Annotated in this window: 16 protein-coding genes; 4 read left to right on the forward strand and 12 right to left on the reverse strand. The window is 72.8% G+C overall.

Going from position 1 to position 17662, the window contains the following annotated elements; genetic code table 11:
* Window positions 1-89: 89 nt before the first annotated feature.
* Genes kynU through CP968_RS27990 form a run of 9 tightly spaced genes read right to left on the reverse strand, consistent with a single transcriptional unit; the run spans window position 90 to window position 8379 of the window.
* Entirely contained in the window at window positions 90-1325 is a 1236-nt protein-coding gene (kynU, locus tag CP968_RS27950; protein ID WP_150520619.1) for a kynureninase, read from the reverse strand.
* Window positions 1319-2374 carry a 4-hydroxy-2-oxovalerate aldolase gene (gene dmpG, locus CP968_RS27955; RefSeq protein WP_150520620.1) on the reverse strand — a complete coding sequence of 352 codons (1056 nt, stop codon included), beginning with the start codon at window positions 2372-2374 and terminating at the stop codon, window positions 1319-1321. Before dmpG ends, kynU begins: the two co-directional genes overlap by 7 nt.
* Window positions 2371-3285 carry an acetaldehyde dehydrogenase (acetylating) gene (locus CP968_RS27960; protein ID WP_150520621.1) on the reverse strand — a complete coding sequence of 305 codons (915 nt, stop codon included), beginning with the start codon at window positions 3283-3285 and terminating at the stop codon, window positions 2371-2373. The genes dmpG and CP968_RS27960 overlap by 4 nt, the downstream gene beginning before the upstream one ends.
* Window positions 3282-4304 (reverse strand): amidohydrolase family protein, encoded by a 1023-nt coding sequence (locus CP968_RS27965; RefSeq protein WP_150520622.1) that lies wholly within the window; start codon window positions 4302-4304, stop codon window positions 3282-3284. The genes CP968_RS27960 and CP968_RS27965 overlap by 4 nt, the downstream gene beginning before the upstream one ends.
* Window positions 4301-4870: a 3-hydroxyanthranilate 3,4-dioxygenase gene (locus CP968_RS27970; RefSeq protein WP_150520623.1), complete on the reverse strand. Its 570-nt coding sequence runs from the start codon at window positions 4868-4870 to the stop codon at window positions 4301-4303. Before CP968_RS27970 ends, CP968_RS27965 begins: the two co-directional genes overlap by 4 nt.
* On the reverse strand, window positions 4867-5322 hold the full coding sequence (locus CP968_RS27975) for a RidA family protein (RefSeq protein ID WP_150520624.1): 456 nt from the start codon (window positions 5320-5322) through the stop codon (window positions 4867-4869). The genes CP968_RS27970 and CP968_RS27975 overlap by 4 nt, the downstream gene beginning before the upstream one ends.
* Window positions 5319-6122 carry a 2-keto-4-pentenoate hydratase gene (locus CP968_RS27980; RefSeq protein ID WP_150520625.1) on the reverse strand — a complete coding sequence of 268 codons (804 nt, stop codon included), beginning with the start codon at window positions 6120-6122 and terminating at the stop codon, window positions 5319-5321. Before CP968_RS27980 ends, CP968_RS27975 begins: the two co-directional genes overlap by 4 nt.
* On the reverse strand, window positions 6119-6967 hold the full coding sequence (locus tag CP968_RS27985; RefSeq protein WP_150520626.1) for a 2-keto-4-pentenoate hydratase: 849 nt from the start codon (window positions 6965-6967) through the stop codon (window positions 6119-6121). The genes CP968_RS27980 and CP968_RS27985 overlap by 4 nt, the downstream gene beginning before the upstream one ends.
* Window positions 6952-8379 carry a 2-hydroxymuconic semialdehyde dehydrogenase gene (locus CP968_RS27990; RefSeq protein ID WP_150520627.1) on the reverse strand — a complete coding sequence of 476 codons (1428 nt, stop codon included), beginning with the start codon at window positions 8377-8379 and terminating at the stop codon, window positions 6952-6954. Before CP968_RS27990 ends, CP968_RS27985 begins: the two co-directional genes overlap by 16 nt.
* 423 nt (window positions 8380-8802) lie before the next feature.
* Between CP968_RS27990 and CP968_RS27995 the strand changes: the two genes are divergently transcribed.
* Entirely contained in the window at window positions 8803-9762 is a 960-nt protein-coding gene (locus tag CP968_RS27995) for a LysR substrate-binding domain-containing protein (protein ID WP_150520628.1), read from the forward strand.
* A 104-nt stretch (window positions 9763-9866) separates the two neighbouring features.
* Here CP968_RS27995 and CP968_RS28000 read toward each other — a convergent pair whose 3' ends face one another.
* Window positions 9867-10301: a winged helix-turn-helix transcriptional regulator gene (locus CP968_RS28000; RefSeq protein WP_229886697.1), complete on the reverse strand. Its 435-nt coding sequence runs from the start codon at window positions 10299-10301 to the stop codon at window positions 9867-9869.
* Between the two features lie 586 nt (window positions 10302-10887).
* On the opposite strand from CP968_RS28000, the gene CP968_RS28005 reads away from it, so the two are divergent.
* Together CP968_RS28005 and CP968_RS35730 are read left to right on the forward strand one after the other, a co-directional pair.
* Window positions 10888-14646 carry a DEAD/DEAH box helicase gene (locus CP968_RS28005; protein WP_150520629.1) on the forward strand — a complete coding sequence of 1253 codons (3759 nt, stop codon included), beginning with the start codon at window positions 10888-10890 and terminating at the stop codon, window positions 14644-14646.
* Window positions 14647-14798: 152 nt separating this feature from the next.
* Window positions 14799-15041, forward strand: a complete 243-nt coding sequence (locus tag CP968_RS35730; RefSeq protein ID WP_167536859.1) for a helix-turn-helix domain-containing protein — start codon at window positions 14799-14801, stop codon at window positions 15039-15041.
* Window positions 15042-15221: 180 nt separating this feature from the next.
* Here the strand turns inward: CP968_RS35730 and CP968_RS28015 are convergent, their stop codons facing one another.
* Entirely contained in the window at window positions 15222-16064 is an 843-nt protein-coding gene (locus CP968_RS28015; RefSeq protein ID WP_150520631.1) for a MerR family transcriptional regulator, read from the reverse strand.
* A 200-nt stretch (window positions 16065-16264) separates the two neighbouring features.
* Window positions 16265-17098 carry an enoyl-CoA hydratase/isomerase family protein gene (locus tag CP968_RS28020; protein ID WP_150520632.1) on the reverse strand — a complete coding sequence of 278 codons (834 nt, stop codon included), beginning with the start codon at window positions 17096-17098 and terminating at the stop codon, window positions 16265-16267.
* Window positions 17099-17219: 121 nt separating this feature from the next.
* On the opposite strand from CP968_RS28020, the gene CP968_RS28025 reads away from it, so the two are divergent.
* A complete protein-coding gene (locus tag CP968_RS28025) occupies window positions 17220-17603 on the forward strand; it encodes a winged helix-turn-helix transcriptional regulator (RefSeq protein ID WP_150520633.1) in 384 nt (127 codons plus the stop codon).
* The last annotated feature ends 59 nt before the right edge of the window (window positions 17604-17662 follow it).

The raw sequence follows: 17662 nt of genomic DNA on the forward strand, positions 1-17662 counted from the left end.
TGGGAGGGGTACGTGCGACGGGGGGCGGTCCGGGGCGGCCGGACCGGATCCGGGGATCCCGTCACTCGGTCGTCACGTGCAGCCGGTCGTCACGTGACCGTCGGACGCTCCTGGAGGGCGGGGGCCCGGTGCGCCCCCGAGATCGCGATGTCGCGCAGCTCCTCGACGGCGCGCAGCACGTCCGCGTGCGTGAGGTACAGCGCGTTGAAGCCGAAGCGCAGCAGGTCGGGAGCGCGCATGTCGCCGATGACGCCGCGCGCGACGAGCGCGGCGACCAGCGGGTACGCCTCGGGGTGGCGCAGTGCGACCTGGCTGCCGCGCCGGGCGGGATCGCGCGGGGTGGCCATGGTGAAGCCGAGTCCGTCGAGGAGTTCGTCGGCGCAGTCCTGGAAGAAGCCGGTCAGGGACAGGCTCTTGGCGCGCACGTCTTCCATGTCCACGCCGTCGTAGGCGGTCAGCGCCGCTTCCAGAGCGGCCAGCGAGAGCAGCGGCGGGGTGCCGAGGCGGGCGCGGGTGATGCCGGGCGCCGGGGTGTAGGTCCCCGACATGGCGAAGGGTTCGGCGTGCCCGTGCCAGCCGGTGACCGGGTGGTCGAAGGTCTGCTGGTGGCGTCGGGCGAGGTAGGCGAAGGCGGGTGCGCCGGGGCCGCCGGAGAGGTACTTGTAGCCGCATCCCACCGCGAAGTCGGCCCCGATCGCGTCCAGTCGGACGGGGAGCGCGCCCGCGGCGTGGCACAGGTCCCAGTGCGCCAGGGCTCCGGCGGTGTGCGCGGCGGCGGTGAGGGCGGCCATGTCGTACAGCTCGCCGGTGCGGTAGTCGACGGGGGCGTAGGCGGCGACGGCGATCCGGTCGCCCTCGGCCGCCAGCACTGCGGCGGCCTCGCGGGCGGGGACGCGGCGGACTTCGAGACCGAGCAGGCGGCCGACCGAGTCGGCGATGTACTGGTCGGTCGGGAAGTGGTCGGGGTCGGTGAGCAGCAGGGGGCGGCCGGGGCGCAGGCGGGCGGCGGCGAGCAGGGTGTTGAAGAGCTGGACGCTGGTGGAGTCGCCGGCGACGACCTGTCCGGGGGCGGCGCCGATGAGGCGTCCGATGGCGTCGCCGGTACGGACGGGCGCGTCCCACCAGCCGTTGGTGTTCCAGGAGCGGATCAGGTCGGTGCCCCACTGGCGGTGCACGGCGTCCTCGACGGCGGCCGGGACCGCGGCCGGCAGGGCGCCCAGGGAGTTGCCGTCGAGGTAGACGACGTCCTCGGGGAGGATGAAGCGTCCGCGTACGTGCGCGAGGGGGTCGGCGGAGTCCAGGTCGGCGGCGCGCTGGTTCAGCATGCGGGTACCTCCTCGGTACACGTAGAGGCGGTGCTGTCGGTGGCGCGGGATCGGCGCAGGTCGAGTGCGATGTCGGTCAGCAGGTCCTCCTGGCCGCCGACGAGCCGGCGGCGGCCCGCCTCGACGAGCAGGTCGCGGGTGTCGAGGCCGTGGCGGGCGGCGGCGGTCTCGGCGTGCCGCAGGAAGCTGGAGTACACGCCGGCGTAGCCGAGGGTGAGCGTCTCGCGGTCGACGCGTACGGGCCGGTCCTGGGTGGGGCGTACGAGGGTCTCGGCGGCGTCGGTGAGCGGGAAGAGGTCGCAGCCGTGCTCCCAGCCCATCAGGTCGAAGACGGCGATGACGGGCTCCAGGGGGGCATTGCCGGCGCCGGCGCCCTGCCCGGCGAGGGAGGCGTCCACGCGGTGGGCTCCGGCTTCGACGGCGACGATGCTGTTGGCGACGCCGAGGCCGAGGTTGTGGTGGGCGTGGATGCCGATCTCGGTGTGCTCGTCGAGGGTGTCGCGGTAGGCGCGGACCCGGTCGCGGACGCCGTCCATGGTGAGGCGTCCGCCGGAGTCGGTGACGTAGACGCAGTGCGCGCCGTAGGACTCCATGAGCTTGGCCTGTTCGGCGAGTCGGGCCGGTTCGGCGAGGTGCGACATCATCAGGAAGCCGGCCACGTCCATGCCGAGCTCCCGGGCGAGCCCGATGTGCTGGGCGGAGATGTCGGCTTCGGTGCAGTGGGTGGCCACGCGCACCGAGGTGACGCCGAGGCTGTGGGCGCGGAGCAGGTCGGCGGCGGTGCCGATGCCGGGCAGCAGCAGGGTGGTCAGGCGGGCGTGCTGGAGGGCGTCGGCGGCGGCCTCCAGCCATTCCCAGTCGGTGTGGGCGCCGGGTCCGTAGGTGATGGAGGAGCCGGACAGGCCGTCGCCGTGGGCGACTTCGACGGCGTCGACGCCGGCCGCGTCGAGGGCGGCGGCGATGGCGCGGACCTGGTCGACGGTGTAGCGGTGGGAGACGGCGTGCATGCCGTCGCGCAGGGTGACGTCCTGGACGTAGACGCGGGTCATCGGGCCGGGTTCCGTTCGGCCAGGCGCTCGGCGGTGCGCAGCGCGGCGGAGGTCATGATGTCGAGGTTGCCGGCGTAGGCGGGCAGGTAGTGGGCGGCGCCTTCGACTTCGAGGTAGACCGAGACCAGGAGCCGGCCGCCGCCGGAGAGTTTCACCAGCGGGTCGTCGGCGGCCAGGGCGCGGAACTGGGGTTCCTGCTTGAGCCGGTAGCCGGGGACGTAGGCGGCGACGGATGCGGCCATCTCGCGTACGGAGTCGGCCACGCGTTCGGTGGCGCAGTCGTCGACGACGCAGTGCACGGTGTCGCGCATCAGCAGCGGGGGGTCGGCCGGATTGAGGACGATGATGGCTTTGCCGCGGGCGGCGCCGCCGACCTGTTCGAGGGCGCGGGCGGTGGTCTCGGTGAACTCGTCGATGTTGGCGCGGGTGCCCGGCCCGGCGGAGCGCGAGGCGATGGACGCGACGATCTCGGCGTAGTGGACCGGTGCGACGCGTGAGACGGCCGCGACGACGGGGATGGTGGCCTGGCCGCCGCAGGTGACCATGTTGACGTTCGTCGCGTCGAGGTGTTCGTCGAGGTTGACCGGCGGGACGACGTAGGGGCCCAAGGCGGCCGGGGTCAGGTCGACGAGCGTCTTGCCGTACGGGGCCAGGGCGGCGGCGTTGGCGTGGTGGGCGGCGGCGGAGGTGGCGTCGAAGACGATGCCGATGTCCTCGAAGCCGTCGAGCCCGATGAGGCCCTCGACGCCTTCGGCGGTGGTGGGGACACCGAGGCGGCGGGCGCGGGCCAGTCCCTCGGAGCCGGGGTCGATGCCGGCCATCGCGGCCGCGGTGACCGCGCCGGAACCGCGGATGAGTTTGATCAGCAGATCGGTGCCGATGTTGCCGGAGCCGATGACGGCAGCCCTCATCGGACGGCCTCCTTCACGGGGTGGTTCAGGCCGAAGAAGCGGACGGCGTTGCCGCCCAGCACCGCTTCCTTCTCGGCGGGGGTCAGTCCGCTCTCCCGCACGAGCCGGCCGATCTCCTCCTCGCCCAGCGGGAAGGGGTGGTCGGAGCCGAGCATCACCTGCTCCGCGCCCATGACGTCGACGAGCAGGCGCAGCGCGCCGGGGTCGAAGACGGCCGAGTCGACGGAGAAGCGGCCGGTGTACGAGGACGGGGGGCGGGGGCTGTCGGCGCGCACCAGGTCGCGGCGGTGCCAGGCGTTGTCGGCCCGCCCGAGCAGGTAGGGGAAGCTGCCGCCGCCGTGTGCGAAGAGCAGCCGCAGCGAGGCGGGCAGCTTCTCGAAGGCGCCCGACAGGATCAGGGTGAGGATCGTCAGGTGCGTCTCGGCGGCCATGCCCGCCAGCCAGGCGAGCATGTAGCGGGAGAAGCGCGGCCCGCTGGGCAGGTCCCAGGGGTGGACCAGGACGGCGGCGTCCTGCTCGGCGCAGTGCGCGAGGAATTCCAGGAGCGCGCCGTGGTCCAGGTCCCGGTCGCCGAGGTGGTTGCCGATGTGGACGCCCCGGAAGCCCTGGCGCATGGCCCCGGAGACCGTGGCGCAGGCCGCCTCGGTGTCCTGGAGCGGCACCTGACACAGCGGCGCGAGCCGGTCCGGAGCGTGCGAACTGTAGTCGAGCATGCGGGAGTTGACGGTGTCGCACCAGTCGACGGCCCGCTCGGTCGGCAGGCTGTAGCCGAACATCAGGGGCGTGCTGGACAGCACCTGCACGTCCACCCCGAGCCGGTCGAGGTCCGCGACGCGCTCGGCGGGGTCCCACAGCGTGCGGCGCACCGGCCGGTACTCGCGTGCGCCGGCCATCATCATCCCCGCTCCCGGACCGTCCGAGACGCGCAGCCAGGGGCCCTCTTCGGAGCCGGTGAGCCGGAGCGACTCGGCACGGGTGATCTCCGGGAAGACGTGGGCGTGGGTGTCGACGACGGTCATGCGCCCGCCTCGTTCCGGCGGGTCCGAGGCCGCAGTGCGTCGGGCCATTGCCGGCCTGGGTGAACGGCGCGGCAGTTCCCGCAGGTGCGGGCTTGCTCGTCGGTGTAGAAGGCGTTGAAGACCGGTGGCAGGTCGTCGACGATCGACGTCAGCTGGACCTCGCTGCGGTGCACGAGGTGGTGGCACTCCATGCAGTACCACTCGAAGGCATCGCGGCTGCCCTGCGGGCGGGCGAACTCCACGACCAGGCCGATGCTGCCCTCCTCCGGCCGCTGCGGCGAGTGCCGCACGTGCGGAGGCAGCAGGAAGACGTCGCCCTCCCGGATGTGGATGTCGCGCGGCGGCTTTCCCGGCTCGTCCATGACGCGCAGCACCATGTCGCCCTTGAGCTGGTGGAAGAACTCCTCGATCGGATCGTCGTGGAAGTCGGTGCGCCGGTTGGGGCCGCCCACGACGGTCACCATCAGATCGGCGTCCTGCCAGATCTGGACGTTGCCGACCGGGGGCTTCAGGAGGTGGCGGTGCTCCTCGATCCAGGCGTGGAGGTTGAACGGGGACATGGTCATGCGTGCTGCTCCTGCTCCTGTGCGCGGTGCGGGTCCCGCGGCGGCCGGGGGTCCTGCGGGAGGTGTGCCACGGCGCTGATCTCGATCAGCAGGTGGGGGTGGGGAAGCTGGTGGACGGCGACGGTGGTGCGCGCCGGTCCGTTCTCGTCGAAATATTGGGCGTAGACCTCGTTGTAGCCCCCGAAGTCGTTCATGTTCACGAGGTAGGTGGTGACGGACACCAGGTCGGCCAGGCCGCCGCCGGCCGCGTCGAGCAGGGCCGCGATGTTGTCGAGCACGGCGCGGGTCTGGACGCGGATGTCGAGGTCGGTGACGCCCATCGGGTCGGCCGAGGCCCCGGCGAAGGTGCCGTCGGGCCGGCGCGAGCTGGTGCCGGAGACGTAGACGAGGTCGGCCGCCCGGCGCAGGTGGGGGAAGCGGCCTCGGGGTGTCGCGGCGCCGGGAACGATCATGAGGACCCCTCCGGGGTGCGGTCGGCCCGGCGGGGGCCGGGGTCGCCGGCCGGTTCCTCTTCCGTGCCGAACTGGACGGAGCCGAGGGTGGCGACCGTGGCGCGTACGTGAGTGCCGGGCGGCAGCGGGACGGCGGCCGTGGCCGCGCCCGCCAGGATCACGGTCCCGGCCGGCAGTTCGCCGGCGAGCCGGGCCGCCGCGGCCAGGGCCCGCAGCGGGTGTCCCAGGATCGCGGAGGTGGACCCGGCCTGCGCGAGGCGTCCGTCGAGCTCCAGGAGCACGCCGAGGCCGGCCAGGTCGCCCGGGGCGCTCCAGGGTCCGACGGCGTACCCGGCGGCGGAGGTGTTGTCGGCGATGACCTCGGGCAGGGAGAACACGAAGCCGTCGTAGCGCGAGTCGATGACCTCCAGGGCGGGGGCCACCGCGGCGACCGCGGCGGCCGGGTCGCCGCCCGGCCGCAGCGTGTCGCCGAGGAGGAAGGCGATCTCGGGCTCGACGCGCGGATGGATCAGGCCGCCGAGGTCGTACCGCCCGCCGTCGGCGATCCGCATCCGGTCGGTGATCCGGCCGTGGATCAGGTCGGACACTCCCATCTGCCGCATCTTGGCGAGGCTGGTGAAGCCGAGCTTGAAGCCGGTGATCCGATCGCCGCGTGCCGTCATGCGCGCGACCAGGGCCTCCTGGACGGCGTACGCCTCGCCGGTGTCGGTGAGACCGGTGCTCCCGCCCGCGATCGGACGGGCGTGGCGCGCCGCTTCGTCGAGCCGCGCGGCGACGGCTTCGAGGTCCGTTGCCCTCATCGGATCCCTCCTTCCCGCGGGCCCGCGCCGAAGGCCGCGCGGACCGAGCCGAGGCCGTCGATGCGCGCTTCGAGTACGTCGCCGGGGGCCACGGCCGTCATGGGCCCCAGCGCCCCGGTCAGCACGGTGTCCCCCGCCCGCAGCGGGCGCCCCACGCGTACGAGCGTGTCGGCGAGCCAGAGCGCGGCGTGCAGCGGATGGCCCAGGCAGGCGGCGCCCGCGCCCGTGGAGAGGGGCTCGCCGCGCCGTTCCAGCACCATCCCGGCGGTGCGCAGGTCGAGGTCGCGCAGCCGTACGGGCCGGTTGCCCAGGACGTACGCGCCGCTGGAGGCGTTGTCGGCGATGGTGTCGACGGCGGTGATGTCCCAGTCGCGGATGCGGCTGCCGACGATCTCCATGGCGGGCAGCGCGAACGCGGTCGCCCGGATGATGTCGGCGACGGTGTGCCGCTCGTGCTCCAGGTCGTGCTCCAGGACGAGGGCGACCTCGGCCTCCGCCTTCGGCTGGAGCACCGCCCCCCAGGGCAGGTCGGCGCCGTCGGGCAGCGCCGTGTCGTCGAACAGGGCCCCGAAATCGGGTGATTCCACACCGAGTTGGGCCTGCACCGCAGCGGAGGTCAGGCCGATCTTCCAGCCGGTCACGCGACGGCCCTCGGCGAGCCGGCGGTCGGTGAGGAGGGACTGGACGGCGTAGGCGGTGTCCAGGTCGCCGATCGGGAGGAGGTCGCGGACGGGGTCGCAGGGGACGCCGGTGCGCCGGGCTTCGTCGAGGCGTTCGGCGGCGCGCGTCACGGGGTCGCAGGGGCGCGGGGCCCGGCGGGTCGCGGGGGTCACAGCTTCACGCACACGTTCATCGGTTCGGAGAAGAAGTCGAGGGAGTGGTCGCCGCCCTCGCGCCCGATCCCGGACGCCTTCACGCCGCCGAACGGTGTGCGCAGGTCGCGCAGGTTCCAGGTGTTGACCCAGGCGACGCCCACGTCGAGGGCGGGGGCGACGCGGTGCGCGCGGCCGACGTCACCCGTCCACACGGTCGCGGCCAGTCCGTAGGGGCCGCTGTTGGCGAGCGCGATCGCCTCCTCCTCGGTGTCGAAGGGGGCCAGGTGCACAACGGGCCCGAAGATCTCCTCCCGAACCGCCGGGTGGTCCTCGGCAAGCCCGGTCAGCACGGTGGGCTCGACCCAGAAACCGCCGTCGCGGTCGTCGCCGAAGCGCGGAGCGCCGCCGCCTGCCAGGACTTCGCCGTCGGCGGCGGCCTTGGAGAGGTGGCCGAGGACCTTGTCGCGGTGCGCGGCGGAGATCATCGGCCCGTACCCGCTGAGCCTGCGGGCCTCATCGCCGAGCCGTGCGGCGAACTCGGCGAAGACGGACCGCTCGACGTAGAGCCGCTCGGTGCACAAGCAGACCTGGCCGCTGTGGGTGAAGGCGGAGCGGACCGTGCCCGCGACGGCCTGCTCCAGGTCCGCGTCGGCGAAGACCAGCCCGGCGTTCTTGCCTCCCAGTTCGAACGAGACGGGCGCCAGGCGGGCCGCGGCGGCGCGCATGATCGTGCTGCCGGTGCCGGACTCGCCGGTGAAGGCGATGGCGTCCACGCCGGGGTGCTCCGTGAGCCACTGGCCGGCGGCGTTCGCCCCGGGGCCGTGGACGAGGTTGAAGACGCCGGCGGGGAGCCCGGCCTCGGCGGTCACCTCGGCGAGCAGGCAGGCCGTTGCGGGAGTCAGCTCCGACGGCTTGGCGACGACCGTGTTGCCCATGGCCAGGGCGGGCGCGACCTTCCAGGTCAGAAGCAGCAGGGGCAGGTTCCAGGGCGAGATCACCGCGACCACGCCGAGCGGCTTGCGCACGGTGTAGTTGAGCGCGCCGCGTCCGTCGGCGGTCTCGGTGTGCCAGGCCTGCTCGCTGCGGGCGGCGAGCAGGTCGCCGTAGGCGCGAAAGTTGGCGACGGCGCGCGGGATGTCGACGGTGGAGGCGAGCTCGCGCGGCTTGCCGGTGTCGGCGCACTCGGCGGCGACGAACTCCTCGAAGCGCCGCTCGATGCCGTCGGCGATCCGGTGCAGCGCCCGAGAGCGGTCGGCCGGGCTCCACGAACCCCACGGCCCGCGCAATGCCTCCCGGGCGGCGCGCACCGCGCGGTCGACCAGCTCGGCGGGGGCCGAGGGCACCTGGCCGACGGTACGCCCGTGGACCGGGTCGACGAGTGGGAACGGGTCGCCGGAAGCGTCGAACTCGCCTCCCACGTAATGCCGAACGGGTGAGCTCACCTTGCGGACTCCTTTTCCAGGCCGGGGATTTCGTGTCTGGAACCCCGGAGCGTGCGGACATCATGCGCCGCCTCGGTATGTCGAACCAATGCCGAAATCAGCGGTTCCCATATCGATCCAGGTATGGGATCGTCGGGCTCGGCACACAAGCCGTACACATCCCCGCAACACGCCGGCCCACCGTCCGGACACACTCCGGCAAGCCCGCCACGCGCGGGCCGGGCGCGCTCCGCCCGCACGGCGGCCCACGGGCCGGGCGCACCCGGCATCACGAAAGCCGGGCGAGTCGGGTGAGTCGGGTGAGTCGGACGTGCCGCACGAGTCGGATGCGCTGCACGAGTCGGGCCCGCCGGATGCGCCGGGCGCGCTCCTGCGGCGAACGGGGCGGCCGGGTACCGAACCCTCTGGAAGGAGCTGCTCCCGATGGACCTCTTGGACGGCCGGCTGAAGTTCCGGCACCTGACGCTCCTGGTCGCGATCGTGCAGCACGGGAGCGTGGCGCGGGCCGCGGAGGCGCTGCACCTCACCCAGCCCGCCGCGACCCGCGCCCTGCGGGAGCTGGAGGCCATCGCCGACCTGCCGCTCTTCGTGCGCGAGCCGCGCGGCATGCGCCCCACGGTGTACGGCGAGGCACTGGCCGAACACGCGAGGGCGGTGGTCACGGAAGTCCACCGGGCCGGGGAGCACCTGGACGGCCTGCGCCAAGGCCACGAGGGCACGGTGACGGTGGGAACGCTCCTGGCGGGAGCCAACGTGCTGCTGCCCCGCGCGGTCGCCCGCCTGAAGCGGGAACGCCCACGACTGACGGTGATCGTCCGGGAGGGCACCCCGGACGTACTCCATCCCGCTTTGCTGGGGAACGAGCTGGACGTCATCGTCGGCCGGGTCGGCCCGGCCCCGAAGGACGGCGAACGCCTCTACCAGCGCATGCTGTACAGGGAGCGCATCAAGCTGGCGGTCCGGACGGGCCATCCGCTGCTGGGCACGGGCACCGGGACGGTCACGCTGACGGACGCGCTGGAGTACCCGTGGATCCTTCCGGTGGAGCAGACCGCGCTACGACACGAGCTGGGCGCGCTGTTCGTGGAGCGGGGCCTGTCGCTCCCCACGGACCGGGTCGAGTGCACGTCCATCCTGACGATGCGCGCCCTGCTGCTGCAGACCGACATGGTGGCGCTACTGCCCGAACTGGTACTGCGCGACGACGAGCGCTTGGCGGCCCTCCCCGTCGACCTCCCGTCGGTGGGGCGCACGGTAGGCACGACGGAGGCGGCGCACCGCACCCGCACCCCCGCCCTCCAGGCCCTGCTCCACCACTTGGTCGAGGAAGCGACCCTCCTGAGGCACAGCCTGGGCGTGGCCGGCCCGCCCGGATCCGGCTGAGACTCTCCCCTGCGTGGGCAATTCGAGGTCTGGACCTCTGACGGGCGCCACACGGAGGTCGGAACCTCCGTGGACAGTGCCTCGGCGGCGCGGCCTTCCTGCCGTCACGGTCGGTGTTCGCCGTGGAGACGGTGCAGCTGTCGAGGCGCCGGGGTGGTCGGCTTCTTCGCTTGGCCTGTCGCGCTCGGCCGCTCCGCGGCGGATGTTCCGTCAGGCGACAGCCGCTGTGTGATCCGGTCGAACAGGTCCGTCAGTGGCTTGCCGACGTCCTGGCCGAACTCGGTCAGTCCGTAAGTGACTTGGGGTGGTGTCGTCGGCTCGACCTCCCGCCAGACCAGGCCGTCCCGGACCAGTGCGCGCAGTGTTTGAGCGAGCATCTTCTCGCTGATGCCCTGGATGCTGTCGCGCAGCTCGTAGAACCGAAGGTCGTTGCTCCGCAAGGAGATCAGTACCCAGACACCCCACCCGCTGGTCACGTGGTCGACCACGTCGCGCCGCCGATCGCTGATGATCGCTGCACGGGTCGCTGTCCCCACCACATGTACATGATCAGGATCACGAGCCGGCATCGCACCGCCCACCATGCACGAGCTCGCTGGTGGCGAGGCCACGACTCGCGTCGAGTCCTGCCGGTGTTCGGTGTGGGCAACCCCGCGTCCGGCGACCACACCGAACCCTCCGAGCTGTAGCCGCCAGTCGGGACGGCAGACGTCTCACCACATTCCGGGCACCCTCCCCGCTCCGTGCCCGCGTCGGCCGAACCGGCCCTCTGGGCCCAGGCGTCCAGGCATCGGGTACGAGCTGCTGACGGTCCGGTAGATTCGGCGATACGGCTGATCTTCAAGGGAGCGGCACCATGCCGCGCGTGCGACACGGGGGCAGTGGGTGCGGAGCGGACACGCGCAGGACCGTCGACGGAAGGCCCTGCTGGAGTGCTGGCGCGCGATCGAACTGTTCAGTCCGCCACCCATCCCGGCACTTCCTCGCCGCCGCCCAGCCGCGCGCTCCGGGCCGAGGGACGAGTACGTGGCTGACCTGACTCCGGAGCCGGGCCGGGTACCACCGCTCCTGCCGTGGGCCCCGGACCATCCGGAGACGGGGGCGCGGCGGGCACCGTACGGACGTATGTGGCGGCACGAGGTCTACTGCGGGGTCTTCGATCTGGAGCTGCTCCGCCAGGCAATGATCGCCGTACTGCCCGCGGGGACCGATCCCGACCCGGGAGTGCCGCAGGCCGAGCTGGTGCTGTCGGGCCAGAGCGCGATGCTCGCGCTGGTCCTGGACGACGAGGGCCGACCGCTCGAAGACACGTCCGTGATCTCCGCGTGCGCCTGGGCGACCGGTCGCCTCTTCGATCCGGGGCCGTCCGCGCCGGGGTGGCTGGACGGGTTCGAGGAGCTCGACGACGCGTTCGGCGAGGCGATCGACGCGCTCACGGCCACCGCGATCCCTTACGGCCCCACCGCACCGGCCGCCGCAACGGCGTCCGGGCGCCGGCCCGACCCGGAGGGCGGGCCGGGAACGTCGGTCGGTGGCGGTGGCGGTGGCGGTGGCGGTGGCGGGAGCTGGCAGCGGCTGCTCGCCGAGATCCTGGGCGGCGCGGCAGTCGGCGCGGTCGGTGCGCTGTTCGGCGAGGTCGCGGGCGCCGCCGTGCAGGGTGCGGCGGAACCCCTGGTGCGCCGCGCCGCGGACTGGGCCGCCGCCCGTCGCCCCGCCGAGGAGCAGGTGCGGTCCGGGCGGTCGGACGGCACCCGGGGCGTCCCCGAAGGGTCGTCGGCCGACGGTCCTGACATGGCGACCGAGGCGGACAACGGGGCTGGCGCCGGTGCCCGCGCACTCGGGTTCGCCGATCTGGTCGCCCTGACCGCGCAGGTCGCCGACCTGTGCGGGGTACGGGACCACCTGCGGCCGCAGGTGGTCCGGGTGCGCAGCAGGCTGGTCCACCGGCCGCGGGACCCGCAGGCGAAGGTCGCCGCCGCCGCGCCGTTCCTGAACAGTCTGCTTCCCCCTGATCTGGCCCGGGTGTCCGCGGCCATCGGGAAGGGGATCGGCCCGGCGCTGGAGGCCTACCTGACCGAGCTCGACGCCGTCGCCGTGGGGGCTCGGACGGATGTGCGCCGGGAGCGCGGGGTCGTCCTGGAAGGGGTCGCTCCGGACCTGGTTCCGGCCGGCCGCTGGCCCGCACCGGCGCGGTTCCCGCTCGCGCTGAGCCAGCAGTTCGCGGTCGACCGCATGCTCGCCGACCGGGCCGGAACCGCGGGTGGGATGTTCTCCGTGAACGGCCCGCCGGGCACGGGCAAGACGACGATGCTGCGGGACCTGGTCGCCGCACTGGTCGTCGAGCGAGCAGCCGTGCTGGCCACGTTCGACCGGCCCGAGAAGGCGTTCACCGGTCCGCCCTGGCAGGGCAGGGACCGCCAGGGCACCTACCCCCGCACCGTGTCGCGGATCGACCCGCGGCTGACCGGCTTCGAGATCGTGGTCACCTCCTCCAACAACGGCGCCGTGGAGAACATCACCGCCGAACTGCCCGGCATGGGGGCGCTCGACGAGCTCTGGCACGGCGGCCCCGACCACTTCTCCGACCTCGCCTCCGCGCTCCTCGGCGGGCCGGCCTGGGGTCTGGTCGCGGCGGTGCTCGGCAACAAGGCCAACCGCAAGGAGTTCGGAAACCGGTTCTGGTGGGGCCGGCTGCCGGAGAAGGAGACCGAGGCCCGCTCCGACGCGGGACTGCCGCCGCTGCGCGGCATGCAGGAGGTCCTGCGCGACTGGCTTCCGCCGAAGCCCCCGCCCGGGGGCCGGCGTCCCGTCACCCCGGCGGACCAGGCCGCGGCCGCGGCGGCGGGTCCCGCCCAGCCCGTGCCGTCGTGGACCGACGCCGTCGCCGCGTTCCGTACCGCCCAGGCCGAGGTGGAGCGGCTGCGCGCCGGACGCGCCCGGCTGGCCGGGGCACTGGCGGACGTCGAGTCCCCGTCGGCCGGGCAGCGGATCGCGGACCTGGAAGCCGCCGTGTCCCGGGCCGACCGGCAGGTCGCCGCCGCCACGACGGTCCTGGACCGGGCCGCCACCGCCACCGCCGCCGCCCGGACGGCCACGGCGGTGGCCGAGGCCGGATACGGGACGGCCTCCGAACACGTACCGCGGGCCCGCCAGGAGCTGGCCACCGCCCGCGCGGACCTGTCGGCCGCCCGTGAACTGGCCGCACACCACCGCGAGTACGTGACCGCGCTCACCGCCCGCCACGACGCGCCCCCGGCCGTCGAGCGGGGACTGCGCGGCGGGCTGCGCCGCCTGCTGCGGAGCGCGGCCGAACGGCAGGCCGCCGAACGGCAGCAGGAGCACACCCAAGCCGAGATCGCGTCCCTGCTCGCCCAGCAGCGCACCGCGCTCCAGGACTCCCTGGAGCAGATCGCCGCAGCCGTGCGCGCCGAGTCCCTGGCCGCCGACCGGCACACCCGGTCCGGCACCGTCGTCGACGAGGCCGCCGCCGGCCTCACCGCGGCCCTCGACCACGAACGGGCCGCGAGCGCGCGGGAGGCCGTGGCAGCCGCCGACCTCCGACACGCCCGGCACAGCGCAGACGCGGCCCGCCGAGACCTGCGGGCCGCCGTGGCCGAACTCGACGGCAGCCACCGCGAACTGCGGGAGGCGGCCCGGACGCTGCCGTCCCTGCCGCTCGGCTGGTCGCACCTCGCCGAAGCCGACCAGGAACTCGGCTCGCCCTGGTCCGACGAGGCATGGTCCACCGCGCGCAGCGCCCTGTTCCTGCGCGCCCTCGACCTGCACCGCGCCTTCGTCGCCGGCGCAGCGAAGAAGGTCCGCGGCAACCTCCAGGTCCTCATGGAACTGATGGCCGGCACCAACGGGCACGTACCCGACGAGGAGGTCGAGCACGCGTGGCGGACCCTCTTCTTCCTGGTGCCCGTCGTCTCGACCACGTTCTCCTCCATCGGCAGCATGTTCGCCCGCCTCGGCCGGGAGTCGATCGGCTGGATCCTCGTCGACGAGGCCGGGCAGGCCACCCCGCAGGCCGCCGCCGGCGCGCTGTGGCGCGCCCGCCGCGCCGTCCTGGTCGGCGATCCACTCCAACTCGAACCCGTCGTCACCATGCCCACGGCCCTGCAACGCCGGCTGATGCGCGCCTACGGCGTCGACGAGCACTGGCTGCCCTCGGCCACCTCGGCCCAGGCCGTCGCCGACCGGACCAACCGCTACGGCACCTATCTGCCGGCCCCGGACACCGACGACGAGCACGTCTGGGTGGGCTCCCCGCTGCGCGTGCACCGCCGCTGCGAAGAGCCGATGTTCACGGTCAGCAACGAGGTCGCCTACGGCGGCCTCATGGTCTACGGCACCGCACCCAAGGCGTTCCCCGATGCGGAACGGGACGGCCTGCTGCCCAGCCGCTGGCTCAACACCGACGACCCGAGCCGCCCGTCCGAGGCCCCGTGGGGCGAACGCGACCGCCGGGCCTTCGAGTTCGTCCTCGACCACTTGCACCGGAACGGCGTCACCGTCGACCGCGTGCGCGTCATCGCCCCCTTCCGGGCCCTCGTCGCCGAATGCCAGAAGGTCTGCCGCGGCCGTGACGGCTGGACGTCCGGACTGATCGAGGAGCGCTGCGCCACCGTCCACCGGGCCCAGGGCAAGGAAGCCGACGTCGTCGTCCTCGTGCTCGGCGGCGGTCGGCCCGGCGCCCGCGAGTGGGCGGCCCGCACCCCGCACCTGCTCAACGTCGCCGCGAGCCGCGCCAAACGCCGGCTCTACGTCATCGGCGAGCGCGACCTGTGGGCCCCGCTCCCGCACTTCGACGTCCTCGCCTCCGAGCTGACGGAGTTCCATCACCTCCGCGACCACGCCACCTGGCCGCCGGACGGCGAGTAACCGCCGACGAGACGGCAGAGCAGAGGCCGCACGGGCGTCACGACACGACGCCGCAAGCCCGACCCGAGGCGCAGACCCACGGGCGCCGGACGGTTGCGGACCGGGCAGGCCGACACGTCGGCCGACGGCCGCCTCGCCGCCCGGACGAGGCCGTGCACCAGGAATCGGACGGCACCCACGGGGCCCCGAGGATCATCGCCGAGCTTCGTCAGGACAGCGGTGAGGCCGTCAACCACCAGCGTGTCACCAGGATCAGCCGGCGGCGCGGTGGGGTGGTCCCGGCGTCGATGGAGGACAGCTCGCCTGCCCTGGTCATCTCCAACAGGCCCACGACGTGCGGGCAGGGGGCGTGCAAGCGCAGCAGCCGGCGGCCGTGTCCACGGGCGAGGCGGTAGCCCTGGGTGAGGGCGTTGAGGCCAGTGGAATGGCATGTCAGCGGCCAGCTCAACATGCCCACGTACGGCCGATTGTGATGTCACTCTTGCTTACGGCCCGGGCTCGGCGCCTGATGCGACCCTTCGTATGCGGATGGACGCGACCCGCTGTCGGGCCGCATCGGTGCCGGGAACAGACGGTCAGTGGTCTGCGGAGTGGGCGCCGGCGAGGAGCTGTGCCGTGAGTTCCATACAGCGCATCCGGGCGGGAGAGAAGTCGTAGGGCATTTTGGTGATCGCTTCGAAGGCGCTCATCTGTGTGTCCTCCTCACCTTTCAGATCGCCGTCGTAGCTCTCGAAGAGCTTCTCCTCGGCCGCGTCCAGCCCAGCTGCCTCGATGGCCTGCTCCAGGGCGGTCTGTTGGGCGTATCGCCGTACGGCGAGCTCTTCGACGCGTGGGTCGTGGGGATCGGCGCCGTCGTCGAGGGCGGCCTCGGCGGCGTCGAGACGGTCGTCCTCGGCCCTCAGGTCGGGGTGGGTGGCCAGCACGATGAACACGCTGGCCTGGACGGCGGCGCCCAGCGGGCCGAAGACCCGTTCGGTGACCAGCAGGGTGTCCAGGTCGGAGGGGCGCAGTGCGTCCGGGGGCAGGTGGCTGAGCCGGTCGGTGACCAGTTCGGAGAGCAGCCCCAGAGGGCTGCCCACCGCCCGCAGGCGCTGGACAGCCGCGCGCTGACGTTTGCTTTCCGCCTCCCGCGCCGCCAGGGTCTCCTCCAGCCTGCTCAGGATCTCCTCGATGTCCCGGGCTTCGGTGAAGGCGGCCCGCATGTCGTCCAGGCTGATGCCGGCCGCTGACATCTTGCGGATCCACAGCAGGCGGATCATGTCGTCGTGGCCGTAGCGGCGTCGGCCGTCTCCGCCTCGTTCCGGTTCCGGCAGCAGGCCGATCTGGTGGTAGTGGCGGACGGCACGCGGGGTGGTCCCGGCGAACGCGGCCGCATCACCGATCTTGACCTGGCGGGGAGGCGTGATGGAGGGGTACATCAGACAGGGCCTTTCGTGCTGTGGTGTCCCGACCACATCACATGCCGCTACGACAGGTGCAACAACGACGTGCGCAAAAGCCGCGGTCACGGCCCGATGCGCGCGGCGTACGGGTTCTGGACAATCGCTGGGGACGATCAGGCGGGGTCGGCCGATTGGCCGGTCCACACCGACGCGTACACGGGGTCTTCGTCCGGTTCCTATCCGGGCAGACCCCGGAGCAGGCCCTCCAGATCGCGCTCGCCGTCGAGGGTCTGGGCACCGTGGGCCAATCCGCCGCGGATGAGACGTTCGGCCTCGGGGCGGGCGAACTGGCCCGCCCATGCGTCGTGCTCCCGCAGGAGACCTTCGGACAGGTCCTCGGGGACGATGGCGCGCTTGGCCGCTGCGATCACACCCTCGGGCAGGGCGGCGATGTTGCGGGCGAGGCTGTCGACGAGGTCGTCGAGCTCGTCGGCGGGGACGGCCCGGTTGACCCAGCCGTAGCGCTCCGCGGTTTCGGCGTCGTACAGATCGGCACCCAGCACCGCCTCCAGGGCGCGATTGCGGCCGACCCGGCCGGCGAGATATTGCGTGCCCCCTCCGCCGGGGACGATGCCCATGAGAGCTTCGATCTGGCCGATCGCGGCACGGCCGATCGCCGCGAACGTCATGTCCGCGGCCGTGACGAACTCCGCGCCCCCGCCGCGCGCCATCCCGGCAAGCTTGACGATGGTCACCTGGGGCTGGTGCCGAAGCAGTTCCCCCAGAGCCTGGAAGACGTTGACGCCGTCCGGAAGGTCGGCCGCGAGCTCGTCGAAAGCGTCCGGAGTGTCGACGAGGGACATGTCGACGTGGGCTATGAAGAACTCCGGATTGGCGCTGTCGAACACGATCACCCGGAGCGAGTCGTCGCTTTTCAGCGCGGTCAGCAGGTGCCGGAGGTCGGCCATCAGGGCGACGTTCAGGACGTTGACGGGCGGGTTGTCGAGGGTGACACGGGCGATGCCGTCCTCGCGACTCACCCGCAGGGTCGGGTAGGCGTCGTGGTTCATGGAGCTCTCCGATCGGTACCTGATATGCATCTAGTTCCTGATGCATACTTACGGTGCGATGGTGAGAGACCGGCGTCAATAACGCACTTTCGGCATCGCAAGGATCGCGAAGGATACCGACATGGCCACTTCTGAAAACGGCGCCGACGCCGGCGTCGTCTACCGGGCCGACTGCCCGAGCCGCCCGATCCTCGACCAGATCGCTGACAAGTGGTCGATGATGGTGATGGCAGTACTCGACAAGCCCACTCGGTTCAACGAGATCAAGCGCCGCCTCGAAGGCGTGACCCAGCGGGTCTTGACCCAGACCCTGCGCCGTCTGGAGCGCAACGGGATGATCACGCGCCGCGTCCTGCCTACCTCCCCGGTGGGGGTCGAGTACTCCCTCACCCCGCTCGGCGAATCCCTCCGGGAGCCGTTCGGCCGGTTGTACGCCTGGACGGTCGACAACACGGACGAGATTCGGGCGCACCAAACCGAATACGACCAACGCGTTCAGAGCTGAGAAGCCGTACCCGAGAACCCCGTCGTCCTGAGCCGACTCGCTGTGGCCGCCGTTCAGAG

Source organism: Streptomyces subrutilus, assembly GCF_008704535.1.
Lineage (GTDB): Bacteria > Actinomycetota > Actinomycetes > Streptomycetales > Streptomycetaceae > Streptomyces > Streptomyces subrutilus.

Coding starts and splice junctions, on each gene's coding strand:
- kynU (WP_150520619.1), bottom strand. CDS start 1,325: ATGCTGAACCAGCGCGCCGCCGACCTGGACTCCGCCGACCCCCTCGCG.
- dmpG (WP_150520620.1), bottom strand. CDS start 2,374: ATGACCCGCGTCTACGTCCAGGACGTCACCCTGCGCGACGGCATGCAC.
- CP968_RS27960 (WP_150520621.1), bottom strand. CDS start 3,285: ATGAGGGCTGCCGTCATCGGCTCCGGCAACATCGGCACCGATCTGCTG.
- CP968_RS27965 (WP_150520622.1), bottom strand. CDS start 4,304: ATGACCGTCGTCGACACCCACGCCCACGTCTTCCCGGAGATCACCCGT.
- CP968_RS27970 (WP_150520623.1), bottom strand. CDS start 4,870: ATGACCATGTCCCCGTTCAACCTCCACGCCTGGATCGAGGAGCACCGC.
- CP968_RS27975 (WP_150520624.1), bottom strand. CDS start 5,322: ATGATCGTTCCCGGCGCCGCGACACCCCGAGGCCGCTTCCCCCACCTG.
- CP968_RS27980 (WP_150520625.1), bottom strand. CDS start 6,122: ATGAGGGCAACGGACCTCGAAGCCGTCGCCGCGCGGCTCGACGAAGCG.
- CP968_RS27995 (WP_150520628.1), top strand. CDS start 8,803: ATGGACCTCTTGGACGGCCGGCTGAAGTTCCGGCACCTGACGCTCCTG.
- CP968_RS28005 (WP_150520629.1), top strand. CDS start 10,888: ATGTGGCGGCACGAGGTCTACTGCGGGGTCTTCGATCTGGAGCTGCTC.
- CP968_RS28015 (WP_150520631.1), bottom strand. CDS start 16,064: ATGTACCCCTCCATCACGCCTCCCCGCCAGGTCAAGATCGGTGATGCG.
- CP968_RS28020 (WP_150520632.1), bottom strand. CDS start 17,098: ATGAACCACGACGCCTACCCGACCCTGCGGGTGAGTCGCGAGGACGGC.
- CP968_RS28025 (WP_150520633.1), top strand. CDS start 17,220: ATGGCCACTTCTGAAAACGGCGCCGACGCCGGCGTCGTCTACCGGGCC.